This window comes from Streptomyces sp. NPDC017979, from assembly GCF_044328175.1.
Taxonomy (GTDB): domain Bacteria; phylum Actinomycetota; class Actinomycetes; order Streptomycetales; family Streptomycetaceae; genus Streptomyces.
On record NZ_JBIRGU010000003.1, the window covers coordinates 588,754 to 605,571 of the forward strand.

Sequence of the window (16,818 nt, forward strand, 5' to 3'; positions counted from 1 at the left end):
GTTGTCTTCTGTAGTGATGTGGGCGCGTCTGCGCCGTCATGGACAGGGATGTTCTGCCCCGTCGGCCGGTGCTCAACGCTCCGTTCGCCGTTCTGGCGTGGATACGCCAACGCCCGCGCCGGCCCCCTCAGCCCTTGGTGCCGCCGGCGGTCAGTCCGGCCACCAGGTGCCGCTGCGCGAAGAAGAACAACAGCCCGGCCGGCAGCATGATCAGCACCGAGGACGCGGTCATCAGGCCCCACTCGGCGCGGTGCGGCCCGACGAACGTCTGGAGGCCGACGGCCAGCGTGTACTTGCCCTCGCTGCTGAGGAAGGACGTCGCGAACGCCACCTCGCTCCACGCGGTCAGGAAGGTGTAGAAGGCCGTCACCGCCAGCCCCGGCCGCGCCAGCGGCACGATCAGCCGCCAGAAGGTGCCGAAGGGGGTGAGCCCGTCCATCCGCCCCGCCTCGTCGATCTCGGTCGGGATGGTGTCGAAGTACCCCTTGAGCATCCACGCGCAGAACGGCACGGACACCGAGCAGTACGTGACGATCAGACCGCCGTAGCTGTCGAGCAGCCCCAGTTCGCCGAGGATGTTGTACAGCGGCACGATCAGCACGGCCACCGGGAACATCTGGCACACCAGGAAGGTCCACATCAGCGACCGGTGGCCGGGGAAGCGCAGCCGGGAGACCGCGTAACCGGCGCTGGCCGCGATCAACACGCCCACCAGCATCGTCCCGCCCGCTATCAGCACCGAGTTCAGGAACCAGGTCGCGAACTCCGTCTCGCCCAGCAGGTGCCGGTAGTTGGCGAGGGTGAAGCCGTCCAGCTCCATCGGGTGCGTCCAGCCGTTCTCCCCGCGGACCGAGACGAGCACGATGAAGACGACCGGGAAGAGGGCGATGACGCTGGCGGTGACCAGGGTGGCGTGCAGGGCGAGGGACGCGCCGCGCGAGCGCTCGTCGCGCCCGCGCACCCGCCGCGCCGGCGCGACGGGTGCGACCGCCCGCGGCTCGACCCGCACGGTCGGGGACTTCTCGACGGCACTCACTTGGCGGCCTCCTGACGGTTGAGCATGCCGCGGTAGAACACGGAGAACACCAGGAGCAGCGAGAGGATCACGATGCCGTACGCCGCCGACCCCGCGTAGTCCCGCACGCCCTGGAAGGCGAGCCGGTACGCGTAGGTCACCAGGATCTCGCTCTCCGTGCCGCCGGCCTGCCCGATGACCAGGTAGATGATCGGGAACATGTTGAAGGTCCAGATGGTGCCCAGCAGGACCACGGTGGTGCTGACGGGCTTGAGGCCCGGCAGCGTCACGTGCACGAACCGCTGCCAGGGCGAAGCGCCGTCCATCTCGGCCGCCTCGTGCAGTTCCCGCGGGATCGACTGGAGCCCGCCGAGGATGGCGACCATCATGAACGGCACCCCGAGCCAGGTGTTCACCGCGATGACGGACAGCTTCTGCACGAAGGGGTCGCCGAGCCAGTCGACCGGGGCCACGCCCACCTTGCCGAGCAGCGCGTTCAGCACCCCGTTGTCGGTGTTGTACATCAGCTTCCACGCGAACGCGGCGACGAACGCCGGCACCGCCCACGGCAGCACCAGCAGCACCCGGTACAGCGACCGGCCGCGCATGCGCCGGTTGAGCAGCAGGGCGAGCCCGAGCCCGATCCCGTAGTGCAGCAGCACGCAGCTCAGCGTCCACAGCACGGTCCACGTCAGCCGCGGGTAGAAGGACCCCTCCTGGCCGGAGAGGATGTTCCAGTAGTTCTCCAGCCCGACGAAGGAGTACGAGGACGGCACCTCGAAGTCGCCGATGGTGCGGCCGATGTTGGCCTCGTTGGCGTCGGTGAACGACAGGTAGATCCCGCGGCCCAGCGGATAGCCGATGAGCACGCCGAGGACGACCACCACCGGCAGGACCATGGCCCACGCGTACCAGTGGGTGGTGAAGGACCGTCTGGTCCTGACTATGAGGGTGCTCATCTGTCTCCGTACGTCCCTACGTCCCAACGTCCCTGGGGTCGGGCGTTGCGCGGTCGGTGGCCCGGCGAACGCTCGCCGGGCCGGGGCGGGTCAGCCGGTCTTGTAGTCCTTCAGGAGCTTGGTGTTCCACTCCTTCGCGAGCGCGTCCAATCCCTCCTCGGGGGAGGCGTCGCCGCGCAGCACCTTCACGTAGTGCTGGTCGAAGGCGACGAACAGGTCGCCGACGCCGGGGATCACCGGGCGGGACCTGGCGATGGAGAGCGCCTGCTGGAACGCCTTCTTCGCCGGGTCCGCGGTGACCTCCGCGGTGTACGCGGACTTCCGCGTCGGCAGCGTGTTGATCTCCTTGGCGGTCAGCTCCTGGCTCTTGGCCGACGCCATGAACTTCACGAACAGGTACGCCGCGTCCTTGTTCTTCGAGCCCCGGTAGACGGAGTAGTTGTGGCCGCCGATGGGGGCCGCGGCCTTGCCCGAGGGGCCGGCGGGGATGTTGGCGATGCCGAGGTTGGCCTTGTCCTTGAACGCCTTGCCGCTGTAGTCGTCGGAGACCGACCACGGGCCGTTGATCACCATGGCGATCTTGCCGTCCTTGAAGGACGTCTGGGCGGCGACGTACCCGTCCGTGGTGGCGGGCTTGAGCGCCACGTCGGGCTGCGCCAGCTTCAGGGCGGTCGCCATGCCCTTGACGGCCTCTGGGCTGTTGACGGTGATCTTCTTGGCGTCCACGTCGAGCATGTCCGCGCCCTCGCCGTACAGGAACGGCAGGGAGAAGTAGCCCTCGGGGTTGAGCTGGGTGCCGGTGACCCCGGTCTTCTCCTTGATCGTCTTCGCGGTGGCGATGAACTCGTCCCAGGTGGCCGGGGGCTTGCTGATGCCGGCCTCGGCGAAGACCTCCTTGTTGTACAGCAGCGCCAGGGTGTCGGTGACCTGGGGAACGCCCACGGTCTGGCCCTGCCACTTGGCGGTGGACAGCGGCCCGGGCAGGAAGTCGTCGACGCCGTCGAGCGCGGGCGTGCCGTCCAGCGGCTGGAGGTAGCCGAGGTTCGCGAAGCCGGCCGACCAGCCGACGTCGGTGCGGATCACGTCGGGCGCGCCCTTGCCGTTCTGGGCCGCGGTCTTGAACTTCTGCTCGGCCTGGTCGAAGGAGACCGAGGTGCGGTTCACCTTGATCTTCGGGTACTCCTTCTGGAACTGGGCCACGAGCTTGTCGTACGTCGGCCCCTCGGCCTCGTTCGACGTGTCCCACCAGGTGATCGAGCCGGAGACGCCCTGCGGGTCCTCGGCTGCCTTCTTGCCGCTGCTGTCGCCGGAACCGCCGTCGTTGCCGCCGCACGCGGTCAGGGTCAGCGCCAGTACGCCCGCTATCGCGGTGGCCGTCATGCCCTTGCGCATCGTGAACTCCTCATTGAGGTCAGGACCTGCCAGTCCTCAACGGGCCTGGCTGCTGCGGCGAGAAGCTAACAGTCCTGCAAGACTTTACGAAAGACCTTGCAGAAAGAAATCAGGCTCGGTGTCCAGGTCGTAACCTCCCCGTGTCCTAAGGATTTCGTGGTCAAGGCACGGGGGTTGACCGTCCTTCAGGGCGTCTTCTACGGTCTGCTGCCAGGCGGGGCGGCGGAGTTACTGCAAGAAACGACAAGTTCTTGCAGAAGGAGTTGCGAAAAGTTTCAGGAGGAGACATGCCCCGCAGCAGACCCCTGTCCGCCGTGCTCGCCCTCGTCGCGGCGGCGTCGTTCGCCGTCGCGGCCCCCGCCCCCGCCGCACAGGCGGCACCGCCCGGCCCCAAGGACGTCACCGCCGTCCTCTTCGAGTGGCGCTTCGACTCCGTCGCCCGCGCCTGCACCGAGCAACTCGGCCCCGCCGGATACGGCTTCGTCCAGGTCTCCCCGCCCCAGGAGCACATCAGGGGCGCGCAGTGGTGGACCTCGTACCAGCCCGTCAGCTACGAGATCGCCGGTCGGCTCGGCGACCGCGCCGCCTTCGCCGCCATGGTCAACACCTGCCGCGCCGCCGGCGTGAAGGTCGTCGTGGACGCGGTCGTCAACCACATGGCCGCAGGCGACGGCACCGGCACCGGCGGCTCCCGCTACACCAAGTACGACTACCCCGGCATCTACTCGGGCTTCGACTTCGACGACTGCCGCCACCCCATCAGCAACTACCGCGACCGCTGGCACGTCCAGTCGTGCGAACTGGTGGGCCTCGCCGACCTCGACACCGGCGAGGAGTACGTCCGCGGACGGATCGCCCGCTACCTCAACGACCTGCTCTCCCTCGGCGTCGAAGGGTTCCGCATCGACGCCGCCAAGCACATGCCCGCCGCCGACCTCGCGAACATCAAGGCCCGGCTCACCAAGCCCGACGCCTACTGGAAGCAGGAGACCATCCACGGCGACGGCGAGGCCGTCTCACCCGCCGAGTACCTCGGCAACGGCGACGTCCAGGAGTTCCGCTACGCCCGCGACCTCAAGCGGGTGTTCCAGCAGGAGAACCTGGCGTACTTGAAGAACTACGGCGAGGGCTGGGGTTACCTGGAGTCCGGCAAGGCGGCCGTCTTCGTCGACAACCACGACACCGAACGCGGCGGCGACACCCTCTCGTACAAGGACGGCGCCGCCTACACCCTCGCCTCCGTCTTCATGCTCGCCTGGCCCTACGGAACGCCCGACGTGCACTCCGGCTACGAGTTCACCGACCGCGACGCCGGCCCGCCGAACGACGGCGCGGTGCGGGCCTGCTGGAGCGACGGGTGGAAGTGCCAGCACGCGTGGCCCGAGATCTCCTCGATGGTGGCCCTGCGCAACACCGCCCGCGGCGAGCCGGTGACCCACTGGTGGGACGACGGCGGCGACCGGATCGCCTTCGGCCGTGGCGCCAAGGCGTACGTCGCCATCAACCACCAGGGCACGCCGTTGACCCGGACCTTCCAGACGTCGCTGGCGCCCGGCACGTACTGCGACGTGCAGACGAAGCGCCCGGTGAACGTGAACGGGTCCGGGCAGTTCACCGCCACCCTGGCGCCGTCCACCGCACTCGCCCTGCACACCGGCGCCCGCACCTGCACCTGAGCGACGCCCCCCGCCCCGGAGCAACTAGCCAAGGAGAAGTGACACGTGGTCCGCAACGGACGGACACGACGCGGCGTCGTCGCCCTCGTCGCCGCGCTGACGGTCGGGCTGCTGCCCGGCGCACCAGCGCTCGCAGCCACCCCTGAAGTCACCCCGAGCGCCGCCCCGACGGACGCCACCGCCCTCGACCTCCGCAAGGCCGAAGCCCAGTGGATCGACCGCACCACCGTCGTGTGGCGCGTCACGGCGACGGGCGCGACCAGCGAGCAGTTGGTGTACGCGACCGGGCGACCGGTCTCCGTCACGGACGGCGACCTCAGCGACCGGGGGCGCCACCTGCGGCTGACGCCCACCGCCCTCACCGACGCGCAGAGGGCCAAGTACCCGCACCTCAAGGACCAGCCGGCCTTCGCCGTCGACGCCCGCGACGCCAGAAGGGCCCCCGAAGCCCTGCGCGGCCAACTCGTCGCCACCCAACGCGACGCCTCCGGGGTGCTGCTCGCCGCGACCGGCGTGCAGACCGCGGGCGTCCTCGACGACCTGTACGCGGCGAAGGCCACCAAGGCCGCCCTCGGGCCGGTCTTCACGAAGCGGGGCGTCACCCTCTCCGTGTGGGCGCCCACCGCCACCACCGTCTCCCTCGACCTCGACGGCCGCGCCGTGCCCATGCGCCGCGACGACGCGTCCGGCGTCTGGTCGGCCGCCGGACCGCGCTCCTGGGCCGGCAAGCCGTACCGCTACCGCGTGACCGTCTTCGCCCCCGCCGTCCAGCGGACCGTGGTCAACGAGGTCACCGACCCGTACTCCACCGCCCTGACCGCCGACTCCCGGCGCAGCCTGGCCGTCGACCTCAAGGACCCGAAGCTGGCACCCGCCGGCTGGCGGACGCTGCGCAAGCCGCCCGCGGTGCCGCTGCGGGACGCCCAGATCCAGGAGCTGCACGTCCGGGACTTCTCCGTCGCGGACCCCACCGCCGACCACCCCGGCACCTACCGCGCCTTCGCCGACCGCGACTCGGCCGGCACCCGGCACCTGAAGGCGCTGGCCGCCAGCGGCACGTCCTACGTCCACCTGCTGCCCGTCTTCGACATCGGCACGATCCCCGAGCGCCGACAGGACCAGCAGCAACCGCCCTGCGACCTTGCGGCGCACGCCCCCGACTCCGCCGAACAGCAGGCGTGCATCGCGAAGACGGCGGCGAAGGACGCGTACAACTGGGGCTACGACCCGCTGCACTTCACCGTGCCGGAGGGCTCCTACGCCACCGACCCGGACGGCACCCGCCGCACCGTCGAGTTCCGCGAGATGGTCGCAGCGCTGAGCGCCAACGGGCTGCGCACCGTGCTGGACGTGGTCTACAACCACACGGTCGCCAGCGGCCAGGACGACAAGTCCGTCCTCGACAAGATCGTGCCCGGCTACTACCAGCGGCTGCTCGCCGACGGCAGCGTGGCCACCTCCACCTGCTGCGCCAACACCGCGCCGGAGCACGCGATGATGGGCAAGCTGGTGGTGGACTCCGTCGTCACCTGGGCGAAGGAGTACAAGGTCGACGGCTTCCGCTTCGACCTGATGGGCCACCACCCGAAGGCCAACGTGCTCGCCGTCCGCAAGGCCCTGGACGCGCTGACCCCGGCCCGCGACGGCGTCGACGGGAAGAAGGTCCTGCTGTACGGGGAGGGCTGGAATTTCGGCGAGGTCGCCGACGACGCCCGCTTCGTCCAGGCCACCCAGAAGCACCTGGCCGGCACCGGGATCGCCACCTTCTCCGACCGCGCGCGGGACGCGATCCGCGGCGGCGGGCCCTTCGACGACGACCCCGGCGTCCAGGGCTTCGCCTCCGGGCTGTTCACCGACCCCAACCCGGCCGCCGACAACGGCACCCCCGCGCAGCAGCGGGCCCGGCTGCTGCACTACCAGGACCTGATCAAGGTCGGGCTGACCGGCAACCTGGCGTCGTACGCCTTCACCGACAGCCGCGGGCGCACCGTGCGGGGCTCCGACGTCGACTACAACGGCGTCCCGGCCGGGTACGCGGCGGCGCCCGGCGACGCCGTCGCCTACTCCGACGCCCACGACAACGAGACGCTGTACGACGCCCTCGCCTTCAAGCTGCCGCGCACCACGCCCGCGGACGACCGGGCGCGGATGCAGGTGGTGGCGCTCGCCGCAGCGCTGTTGTCGCAGGGCCCGACGCTCTCCCAGGCGGGCACCGACCTGCTGCGTTCCAAGTCGCTGGACCGCAACTCGTACGACAGCGGCGACTGGTTCAACGCGATCCGGTGGGACTGCCGGGAGGGCAACGGCTTCGGCCGCGGGCTGCCGCCGGCCGCCGACAACCGGGGCAAGTGGGACCGGGCCCGACCGCTGTTGGCCACCCCCGGGATCACCGCGGGCTGCCGGCAGGTCGGGGCCGCGTCCGCCGCCTACCGCGACCTGCTCGCGATCCGCACCGGTGAGCCGGCGTTCAGCCGGGCCACCGCCGAGCAGGTGCAGCGGTCGGTCTCCTTCCCGCTGTCCGGGCCGGCCGAGACGCCCGGAGTGATCACGATGAAGGCGGGCGACCTCGTCGTCGTCTTCAACGCGACGCCCGAGCGGCAGACGCAGCAGGTGCCGTCCCTCGCGGGCACGGCCTACCGGCTGCACCCCGTCCAGGCCCGGGGGGCGGACCGTACGACGGCCACCTCGTCGTACGAGCAGCAGGCGGGCGCCTTCACCGTCCCGGCGCGCACGGTGGCGGTCTTCACCAGCAGGTGAACGACGGTGGCCCGGGCCCGACGAGGGCCCGGGCCACGGCTCAGCGCGGCGCCGGCACCTGGCCCGTCGCGCCCTGCGGGTCGGCCGGCGGGTCGGCCGGCACCAGGGCCATCAGCCGGCCCAGCAGATCGGCGAACGGGCCGTCCACCGGCTCGTCCTGAAGCACGCCGGTGATCACGGCCGCCGTCTCGCCGTCGTACGCCGCGCTCACCGCGCACAGCGCCGCGAAGTCGTGCACCAGCTTCAACTCCAACTCGGCGCGCGGAATCCGCCGGCCGTCCAGCCACAGCAGCGCCGTCGTCTCGGCGAGGGAGACCCAGGAGCGGACCACGAGCGCCAGGCGCACCGGGGGTTCCGTGACCCGCAGGTGCGCCAGGATCTGGTCGTACGCCGCCTGCCGCACCTCGTCGATCATCGCGGTGGTCCGCGACGAGCCGACGGCCGGGCCGCCGCGCATCAACGCGAAGAAGCCGGGCCCGTGCTCGTCGACGAAGTCGAAGAAGCGGCGCATCACCCGCAGCAGTCGGGCGCCGAGCGGCCCCTCCTGCGGTTCGACGAACCGGCCGGCCAGGTCGTCGGCGGCCCGGCGCAGCGCCGCTTCGTAAAGGCTCTGCTTGCCCGGGAAGTAGTGGTACACCAGCGGTCGGGAGATGCCGGCGGCCGAAGCTATCTCGTCGATCGACACCTCGTCGGGGGAGCGGGCGCTGAAGAGGTCCAGCGCCACGCCGATCAGCTGCTGCCTGCGCTCCTCGACGCCCATCCTGCGGCGTACCCCGGTCGTCATGTCCACCAGCGTACCGACTGCCCTCCGTGCACGTGTTCTACGGGTAACCCACACAGGACCGCTACAGATCGAGCACCAGGCGCCTGCCGCGGCAGCGCGAGACGCAGATCAGCATCGAGTCGTCCCGCTCGGCGTCGGTCAGCAGGTCGTCGCGGTGGTCCACCTCGCCGGCCAGCACGGTCTGTTGGCAGGTGCCGCAGAAACCCTGCTGGCAGGAGTACGCCACGTCCGGCAGCGCGGTGCGCACCGCGGCCAGCACGGACTGGTCGGCCTCGACGTGCACGACCCGGCCGGAACGGTGCAGTTCGACGTCGAAGGCGGCGCCGGGCGCGGCCACGTCGGTGCTCGCGGCGAACCGCTCCAGGTGCAGCGCCCGGCCCTCGGGCAGCAGTCGGGCGACGGCGTCCATCAGCCCGGTCGGCCCGCAACAGTAGACCGCGGTCTCGGCGCTCACCGAGGTCAGGAAGTCCAACGTCGGCCGGCCGTCGGCGTCCCCGGCGACGACCGTGACGCGCCCGCCGTCCGCACCCAACTCCTCCACCTCGTCGAGGAACGGCATCGAGGCGTGCGACCGGCCGCAGTACAGCAGCCGCCAGTCGGCGCCGGCCGCGGCGAGGGCCCGCAGCATCGGCAGCACGGGCGTGATCCCGATGCCGCCGACGACGAAGAGGTGCGCGGGCGACGCCACCAGCGGGAAGCGGTTGCGCGGCCCGCGGACCTCGATCCGCACCCCGTCGCGCAGTCGTTCGTGCACCTCGCGCGAGCCGCCCCGGCCGCCTTCGACCAGGCGCGTCGCCACCGTGTACGCCCCGGCGTCGGCCGGGTCGCCGCACAGCGAGTACTGGCGCACCAGCCCGGAGGGCAGGACGACATCGAGGTGGGCGCCCGGCTGCCAGGGCGGCAGCGGCGCTCCGTCCGGGGCCTCCAACCGCAGTTGGACGACGCCGTCGGCGGGCTCGGTCCGCTCGGCGACGACGAGGGCCAGCCGACGTGCGGCGGTCGCGCCCCGGCCGGCGACCGGGGCCATGCCGCGGGCCCGGCCCTGTCCGGAGACGGGCTCCGCCAGCGCGGGCATCGGCCACAGCGGGGAGCGCTCGATGCGGCGGCGGGCGGCCCGTTTGGCGAGTGCGGCGGCACCGGCCGCGCCGGCGGCCAGGGCCAGGGTCAGGGGGCGGGGCGCCATCGGTCAGCGGCCCCCGTTCGCGCCGGGCGAGGTCGCCAGATAGGCCACCGCCTGGGCCGTACTGCCCTCCTGGGAGGGGTGGTAGGCGCGGCCGAGGTAGCGGGGGACGGAGCGGAGCATGTCGCCGGTGGCCGGCAACACCCCGGCCCGGCCCGCCCGGTGGAACTGTCCGAAGGACGCCTTGCCGTCGGTGAGCAGCGGATCGTTCGCCATGAAGAACCGCACGCCGCGCTGCCAGAGGAAGACGAGGGTGGAGAACGCGCTCGCCCAGGTGCGCACCCGGCGCCCGTAGCCGCCGTCGACGTGGGTGAACAGGTCGAACGCGACCGACCGGTGCTCCACCTCCTCCGCGCCGTGCCAGCGCAGCAGGTCGAGCATCATCGGATCGGCGCCGCGCCGGTCGAGCTCCTCGGCGTTCAGGACCCAGTTGCCGAGGAACGCGGTGTAGTGCTCGATCGCGGCGATCAGCGCGACGCGCTCCAGCAGCCACCAGCGGCGCGCCCGCCCGGGCGGCAGCGTCCGGTCGCCCAGCAGCTTCTCGAACATCCAGTCCACCTGGGCGGTGTACGGGGTGGGGTCCAGCCCGAGCGCCTTGAGGTGCGGCAGGACGTCGTCGTGGGCCTGCGAGTGGACGGCCTCCTGCCCGATGAAGCCGATGACGTCCGAGCGCAGCCGGTCGTCCTCGATCAGCGGCAGCACCTGCTTGTAGACGTGGATGAACCATCGCTCCCCGGCGGGGAGCAGCAGGTGGAGCACGTTGATGGTGTGGGTGGTGAAGGGGTCGCCGGGGACCCAGTGGAGAGGGGAGTCCGCCCAGTCGAACGAGACCTTGCGGGCCTTGAGTTCGACGTGCTCCGACGCGACCGGAGCGGGCTGCGTATTAGACATGCCGTCAATGTACTGACGGGTAAAGCGCGCGACCAGATGCGTGCGCGTGCTTTCCTCCGCGGGAGGCTCCTGCGCGAGTGCCCGTCGCCCCAGCGGGCGCGGCGCGATGGTGCGGCCCGGCGGTGCTTGTCTGCGGAGCTCCGCCCCCTGTACCACCTGACCGCGCCGTTTCCCTGCGAGTGCATTGGTCTCCGCGGCCCGGTGGTGGGTTGTTCGCGCAGTTCCCCGCGCCCCTGTTTCGCTTGCTGTGCATTGGTCTCCGCGGCCCGGATCCCATTACCCCTTGCCCCAGCTCGCAGACAAAGGACGGGGGCAGCGAAACAGGGGCGCGGGGAACTGCGCGACAAGCCACAGACTGCCCGCAGAGATCAATGTGCCTGTGGGGCTAAGGCGGGTACGTCAGGCGGCACTGAAGGGCCCCTTTGCCCGGAAGGCGCCGTGAGCGGCGCGGCCAGCCGCCACTGGGGCGCGGACGCCATGAGAGCGCGCCGGTCACGGCGGCACCGCGCCCGCTAGGGCAACCGCAGGGGCTCCGGTGCGGAGGTTGCTTCATCCGCACCGGAGGACGGAGGGTTACGCCTGCGTCACGCTCCACGCGCTGAACGCGGCCGTGCCCCGCGCCCCGCTCCCTCCACTCGCCGCCGTCATGAAGACGCCCACGTCCTGGACGCCCGCCGCGCCCGGCGACGAGACCGTGGCGATCGTGCGCCACGTCGCGCCGCCGTCCGTGGACAGCTCGCCGGTGAAGGCCGTGTCCGCGCCCCGGGTCAGCCGCAGCAGGACCGGCGCGCGCACGCCGGTGATGCGGCGGTACACGTCGAGGGTGCCGTCGCCGTTGGAGTCGTACGACAGCGCGACGCCCTGGCCCGGCGTCACCGCCAGGTTGACGAAGCCGGTCGCGCCGGGGCGGGCCAGGTCGTCCCGGACGACGATCCCGGCCCGGGCCCAACTGCTGGTGTTGTGTTGGGAGTCGACCCGGACGGTGACCGCGGTGCCCGGGGTGAACAGACCCTTGCGGTACGCGGTGCCGAAGTGCGCGGTGCCCCGCCACAGGTCGTTCCCGGCGCCGTTGATCGCCAGCCGGTCCCCGAGCTGCCCGAAGACGGCCGCGTTGTTGGCGTAGGTGCGCCACTCCGCCGCCAGCGGCGCGGCGACGTGCACCTCGCCGACCTGGGTGACGGGCGCCGCGTCCTCGCCCTTGGGCCCGTACCGCACCGTCAGCCGGTACGGCAGCGCCCGCAGCGGCTCGGTGAGGGCGTCACCGGGCGCGGTGACCCGCCAGCGGACCGCGCCGCTGCCGCCCGCGGCCACGCCCGGCAGCGAGCGGCCCGCCGGCGCCTCCGGGGACAGCTCCGCGGCGGCGAGCGTGAAGTCCACCCGGCCCGTGGCCCGCAGCCCGCTGAGGTTGCGGAACGTAGCCGTCAGCTCGCCCCGGCTGCCGGGCCGGAAGACCGGCGGGTCCAACGTCACCGCGGTCGCGCCCTGGTACGGCGCGGTCGCCAGCGCGTCGCGCACCCGCAGCGCCGTGCGGTGCGCGTCCCCCGTGGGCCGGGTCGGATAGGCGCGGCGCTCCTTCGTCCACGCCTCCTCCACGGGGTACCAGTCGAAGGACTTGGGCGCCCGACCCTGCTCCAGCGCCGCCGTCAGCTCCGTCAGGTACTCCTCCCACTGCGGCACGTGCACATCGGCGATCAGGCCGTGCCAGTCGCGGTTGGCGTAATTGGAGAGTGCGTTCGCGGCCGGCCGGTCCGCCCAGGTCGTGATCAGCGCCCGCGCGGTCCGCTCCAGCTCCACCGCTTCCGCCTGGCTGGTCGCCAGCCGCTTGGCGTCCTCCAGCCACGGCCCGAGCAGGAACGCCCGGTGACAGCCGGCCATCGTGTCCGCGAGCCGCATCAGCCTCAACCACACCGCGGCCACGCCCTTGAACGCCACCACGTCCTTGCTGGCGTACGCGGCCCGCAGGGCGAACTGCAAGGTGCGCGAACGGTTCGCCAACGCCTGCCGCGCCAGGTCCGTGACGTCGTACCGGTAGGTGTCGCCGTCCCGCAGCTCCCCGTCCACCTCCAGCAGCGCGGCGAAGGCCCGGTCGAAGCCGGCCGGGTCGAACGCCGTGCCGATGGACGACGTCAGGCTCGGCCTGCGCAGGAAGTGCGAGTCGTACGGTCGCCCGTCGGTGCTGGTCAGCTGGTACGCGGTGGCGGCCAGCGCGGCGAAGGCGGTGCGCGCCGCGGCGTCCTGCCCGCCGTAGCGCACGTGGGCGTACTCCGCGAACCACGCCGCCCGGTCGATCTTCTCCTCGCGCCACGCCAGTTCGCTGAACAGCTCCAACGCGACCGGGTCGCGCTCCGCGGCCTCCGGCATGTACGCGGTGCCCACCAGCGCGCTGCCCGGCCGGTCCCGCCAGAGCGTGAACCGCTCCGTCCAGCGGTCCGTGTTCGCCCCGATCGTGGTGCGCCCGCCGAAGTTGGGAATGGTGCCGAAGGCGTACGGCGCGCCGCCCCACTCCTTCTCGCGGTCGACGGTGGTGTCCAGGTCGGAGAGGCCGTCGACGATCAGCACCCGACGGGTGTCGATGGCGTCCAGCAGCGCCGGCCGCGGGTTGGACTGCCAGCCGAGGATCACCCACGTCGCCTGAGGGCGGGCGGTGTGCAGCGCCTTCTCCACGGCGCGCGCCGCGTCCCGCACCGGTACGTCACCGGCGCTGCCGCCCTCGTGCAGCAGGTCCATCTTGAACAGGTCGGCCGCCCCGAACAGCTCCTCCTGGTGCCGGTAGAAGGCGGCGGCGACCTTGGGGAAGACGGCGGTGCGCGGGTCCAGCCAGTCCGGCCTGGGCAGGCCGTTCCAGGTGCCCTGCGCGATGACCCGCGACCCCGGATTGCGCTCGGTGAAGCCGTCGGGCACGGTGCCGAAGTACCCGGGCAGCACCGGCCGCATGCCCAGCTCGCGCAGCCGCTCCGCGATCTTCAGCCCCAGCTCGGCGCGGCGCGCCAGCAGTTCGGGCGAGACCGGGCCGCCGTACTCGCTCATGTTCTGGAGCAGCCACCACGCCTGGTGCGAGGGCGCCGGCAGCCAGGTGCGGGCCTCCAGGTCGGAGTAGCCGAAGTCCTTCAGGAGCCGGTGGTACACGACCTCTTGGCCCGGGGTCACCAGGACTTCGTTGCAGCCGTGCAGGGCGAGCACGTCGATCAGCCGCTCCCAGCGCGCCCAGTCCGCGTAGGGGGCGGTGTAACCGTCGTGCGTGTCGTTGTACGCGAAGCGGTGCGGCACCGTCGCCGAGCGCTCCAGCCCTGCGCCCGGCGCCGGCAACTCGTCGGGCAGGTCCAGCCGGCTGCCCGACCAGGAGACGTGCGCCCGGCACGCGTACTTCAGGTACCAGTGGACCCCGGTGAGCGCGACGGCGGGGGAGGGGGCGGCGACTTCGATGCGGCCCGGGGAGCCGGTCACGGCGAACCGCTCCGGGCCCTGCGTGGCCTTCAGGTGGAACTGGTCCGCATGGCGCGGCAGGAGACGGCGCAGGGCGGCGCCGGCGGCGGCCAGCCCTGCGGCGCGGTCGGTGGATCCGGTGGTGGTGACGGTGGTCGGTGGTGGGGCCTGGCCGGAGGGGGTGAGGTGATCGGCGGCGGCTGCGCGGCCACCGAGGGCCGCACTCGCTCCGATCGCTCCCGCGGTGCCCAGGACCGTACGTCTCGACGGCTCGAACATCGGCGCTCCTCTGCGCGAAACGATGTAATCCACGTCACAACAGATGCGTGCGTGGCGCAGGTTACCGGGCGTCCGGCCCCTTGCAACGGTGCTCCGGGGGCACCGTGGCCGGATGGGGACGAGGACGGGGGCCGGCGCACCGCGTACGGCCCGTACGCCACCGGCAGTTGTGGCCGTCGCACTGCTCGCCGCGTGCGGTCCGGGCGACGACGCCGACGGGCGTGGCGACGCCGCGCCCGGCCTCTCGGCACGCGGGAGGACCTGAGCGGCCCGCCCGCCACCGGGCCGCAGACGTCGAAGCGCAGGGCGACCGCGCACGGGCAAGCGCGCTCTCCGCGCTAGCCCTGCGCGCCGTGGTCGAGGTACGCCAGGACCGCCAGCACCCTTCGGTTGTCGTCGTCCGACACCGGCAGGCCCAGCTTGCCGAAGATGTTCGAGGTGTGCTTGGCCACCGCCCGCTCGGTGACGACCAACTGCCCGGCGATCGCCGCGTTCGACCGGCCCTGGGCCATCAGCTCCAGGACCTCCAGCTCGCGCGGGGTCAGCCCGCCCAGCGGGCGGTCCTTCGCGCGCCGGGACAAGAGCTGCGAGATCACCTGGGGGTCCATCGCGGTGCCGCCGCGGGCCACCCGCCGCACCGCGTCCACGAACTGCTCCGCGTCGAAGACCCGGTCCTTCAGCAGATAGCCCACGCCGCCGTTGCCGTCCGCCAGCAACTCGCGCGCGTACAACTGCTCCACGTGCTGGGAGAGCACCAGCACCGGCAGCCCCGGCCGGGCCCGGCGCGCGGTCAGTGCGCACTGGAGGCCCTCGTCCGTGTGGGACGGCGGCAGCCGGACGTCGACGACGGCGACGTCCGGCTCCAACTCGGCGAGCGCCCGGCTCAGCTCGGGCCCGCTCTCCACGGCCGCCAGGATCTCGAAGTCGTACGCCTCCAAGAGCCGGACCAGCCCGTCCCGCAGCAGGAAGAGGTCTTCGGCTAGCACAACTCGCAAGGGATCTCCATGGTGACCATGGTGGGGCCGCCCGCTGGAGAGCTGACGGCGAGGACGCCGTCGAATGTACCGAGCCGGCGCTCGACCCCGCTCAGGCCGGACCCCGCCCCGATCGACGCACCGCCCCGGCCGTCGTCCGTGACCGCGATCCGCAGCGAACCCTGCTCGTGGGAGACGTCCACCCAGATCCGCCGGGCGTCCGCGTGCTTCACCGCGTTCGTCAGGGCCTCGCTGACCGCGAAGTACGCCGCCGACTCCACCGGCGCCGCCATCCGGCCCGTGCACTCCACGTCGACCTCCGTGGGCACCGGCAGCCGCAGCGCCAGCGCCTTCACCGCGTCCCCGAGGCCGCGCTCCGCCAGCACCGGCGGATGGATACCCCGCACCAGGTCCCGCAGCTCCGTGAGCGCGTCCGCGGACGACTCGCGCGCCTTGGCCACCAACTCCTTCGCCTTCGCCGGGTCCTTCTCGATCAGCGCCTCGATCGTGCTCAGGTTCATGCCCATGGCGACCAGCCGGGCCTGCGCCCCGTCGTGCAGATCGCGCTCGATGCGGCGCAGCTCCGCCGCCGAGCTGTCCACCGCGTCGTGCCGGGTCTCCGTCAGCCGGTCGATGCGCTGCTCCAACTCCTCCTGCCGGTTCGGCGCCAGGACGGCGGAGGTCAGCCGGAAGTGCGCGCCGACCAGGGCCGGGGCCAGCCGTACGCCCGCGGCCAGGAACACCGCGCCGACGCCGGCCGCGACGACCGCCGTACCCCAGCCGGTGACGGGGACGAACATGTACCAGTACGTCCCCTCCGCTGCGACGAGCGGGGACCACAGGCCGGCGCCGAGCAGCAGCCCGAACACGCCCTGGAGCGGCACCCCGACGGCGAGCAGGGCCACCACGGCGCCCGCCGTCATGTCCACCAGCAGCCACTGGAGGTCCCGCCAGGTCGCCGGGTCCTTCAACAGCAGCGTGCAGCGCTCGACCTGGCCCGTTATCCCCGTCCGCAGATCGCGCGGGAAGGGGCGGTAGCCCGGGGGGATCCGGGTCTGCGCCCAGCGGGCCGCCAGCAGCCGGCGCTGCCCCGCGTGCATCCGCACCAAGGTGAGCACCGCCGGGGTGGTGAACACCCCCACGCCGATCGGGATCAGCACGATGGAGACCACGGACAGCACGAACAGCGTGATCGAACCGACCAGCGCCAGCAGGGCCAGGCCCAGTCCCCGGAGCCCCGCCGCCCCCGCCGCGCGCCCGCGCTCCGCCACCGTCACCCGCGTCGACCGTGTGGCTTCCATGCGGCCCTCCACTTCCGTCCCGATCACTCTTCCCATGCTTCCCGTCCAGTGTCCGACGTCGCCGCCGCCCGGGCACGGGGCCCCGCCACCGAATCGGGGGTGGTGCTAGCACCACCCCCCTGGCCTCGCCTTTTGGCTCCGCACAGGGGGCTGAGCCGGCTGGGGGGCGCCGCTCGCGCTGCCTAGC

The 16,818-nt window shown here is 72.2% G+C and carries 9 protein-coding genes and 2 pseudogenes; 2 read left to right on the forward strand and 9 right to left on the reverse strand.

Annotated features, from left to right (window positions below):
• Positions 1-127: 127 nt before the first annotated feature.
• From ACH4E8_RS12145 to ACH4E8_RS12155, 3 genes are all read right to left on the reverse strand, one after another.
• On the reverse strand, positions 128-1,036 hold the full coding sequence (locus ACH4E8_RS12145; RefSeq protein WP_398446969.1) for a sugar ABC transporter permease: 909 nt from the start codon (positions 1,034-1,036) through the stop codon (positions 128-130).
• Complete coding sequence (locus tag ACH4E8_RS12150; RefSeq protein WP_398446971.1) at positions 1,033-1,974, reverse strand: carbohydrate ABC transporter permease; 942 nt, start codon at positions 1,972-1,974, stop codon at positions 1,033-1,035. The genes ACH4E8_RS12145 and ACH4E8_RS12150 overlap by 4 nt, the downstream gene beginning before the upstream one ends.
• Before the next feature lie 90 nt (positions 1,975-2,064).
• Positions 2,065-3,366: an extracellular solute-binding protein gene (locus ACH4E8_RS12155; RefSeq protein WP_398446973.1), complete on the reverse strand. Its 1,302-nt coding sequence runs from the start codon at positions 3,364-3,366 to the stop codon at positions 2,065-2,067.
• Positions 3,367-3,653: 287 nt separating this feature from the next.
• Here ACH4E8_RS12155 and ACH4E8_RS12160 point away from each other — a divergent pair.
• Positions 3,654-5,039: pseudogene (locus ACH4E8_RS12160) on the forward strand (alpha-amylase family protein); the annotation flags it as partial.
• A gap of 189 nt (positions 5,040-5,228) precedes the next feature.
• Positions 5,229-7,799, forward strand: a pseudogene (gene pulA, locus ACH4E8_RS12165) (pullulanase-type alpha-1,6-glucosidase); the annotation flags it as partial.
• Positions 7,800-7,839: 40 nt separating this feature from the next.
• On the opposite strand, the gene ACH4E8_RS12170 reads toward pulA, so the two are convergent.
• The 6 genes from ACH4E8_RS12170 to ACH4E8_RS12195 all read right to left on the reverse strand — a co-directional run bounded on the left by ACH4E8_RS12170 (position 7,840) and on the right by ACH4E8_RS12195 (position 16,631).
• Positions 7,840-8,583, reverse strand: a complete 744-nt coding sequence (locus ACH4E8_RS12170) for a TetR/AcrR family transcriptional regulator (RefSeq protein WP_398446975.1) — start codon at positions 8,581-8,583, stop codon at positions 7,840-7,842.
• Between the two features lie 61 nt (positions 8,584-8,644).
• A complete protein-coding gene (locus tag ACH4E8_RS12175; protein ID WP_398446977.1) occupies positions 8,645-9,766 on the reverse strand; it encodes a PDR/VanB family oxidoreductase in 1,122 nt (373 codons plus the stop codon).
• A 3-nt stretch (positions 9,767-9,769) separates the two neighbouring features.
• Complete coding sequence (locus ACH4E8_RS12180) at positions 9,770-10,654, reverse strand: metal-dependent hydrolase (protein WP_398446979.1); 885 nt, start codon at positions 10,652-10,654, stop codon at positions 9,770-9,772.
• 573 nt (positions 10,655-11,227) lie between these two features.
• Positions 11,228-14,356, reverse strand: coding sequence for an alpha-N-acetylglucosaminidase TIM-barrel domain-containing protein (locus ACH4E8_RS12185; protein WP_398446981.1), 3,129 nt, complete (start codon positions 14,354-14,356; stop codon positions 11,228-11,230).
• Between the two features lie 338 nt (positions 14,357-14,694).
• Positions 14,695-15,351, reverse strand: a complete 657-nt coding sequence (locus tag ACH4E8_RS12190; protein WP_398446983.1) for a LuxR C-terminal-related transcriptional regulator — start codon at positions 15,349-15,351, stop codon at positions 14,695-14,697.
• Positions 15,336-16,631 carry a sensor histidine kinase gene (locus ACH4E8_RS12195; protein ID WP_398446985.1) on the reverse strand — a complete coding sequence of 432 codons (1,296 nt, stop codon included), beginning with the start codon at positions 16,629-16,631 and terminating at the stop codon, positions 15,336-15,338. The genes ACH4E8_RS12190 and ACH4E8_RS12195 overlap by 16 nt, the downstream gene beginning before the upstream one ends.
• Positions 16,632-16,818 lie beyond the last annotated feature (187 nt).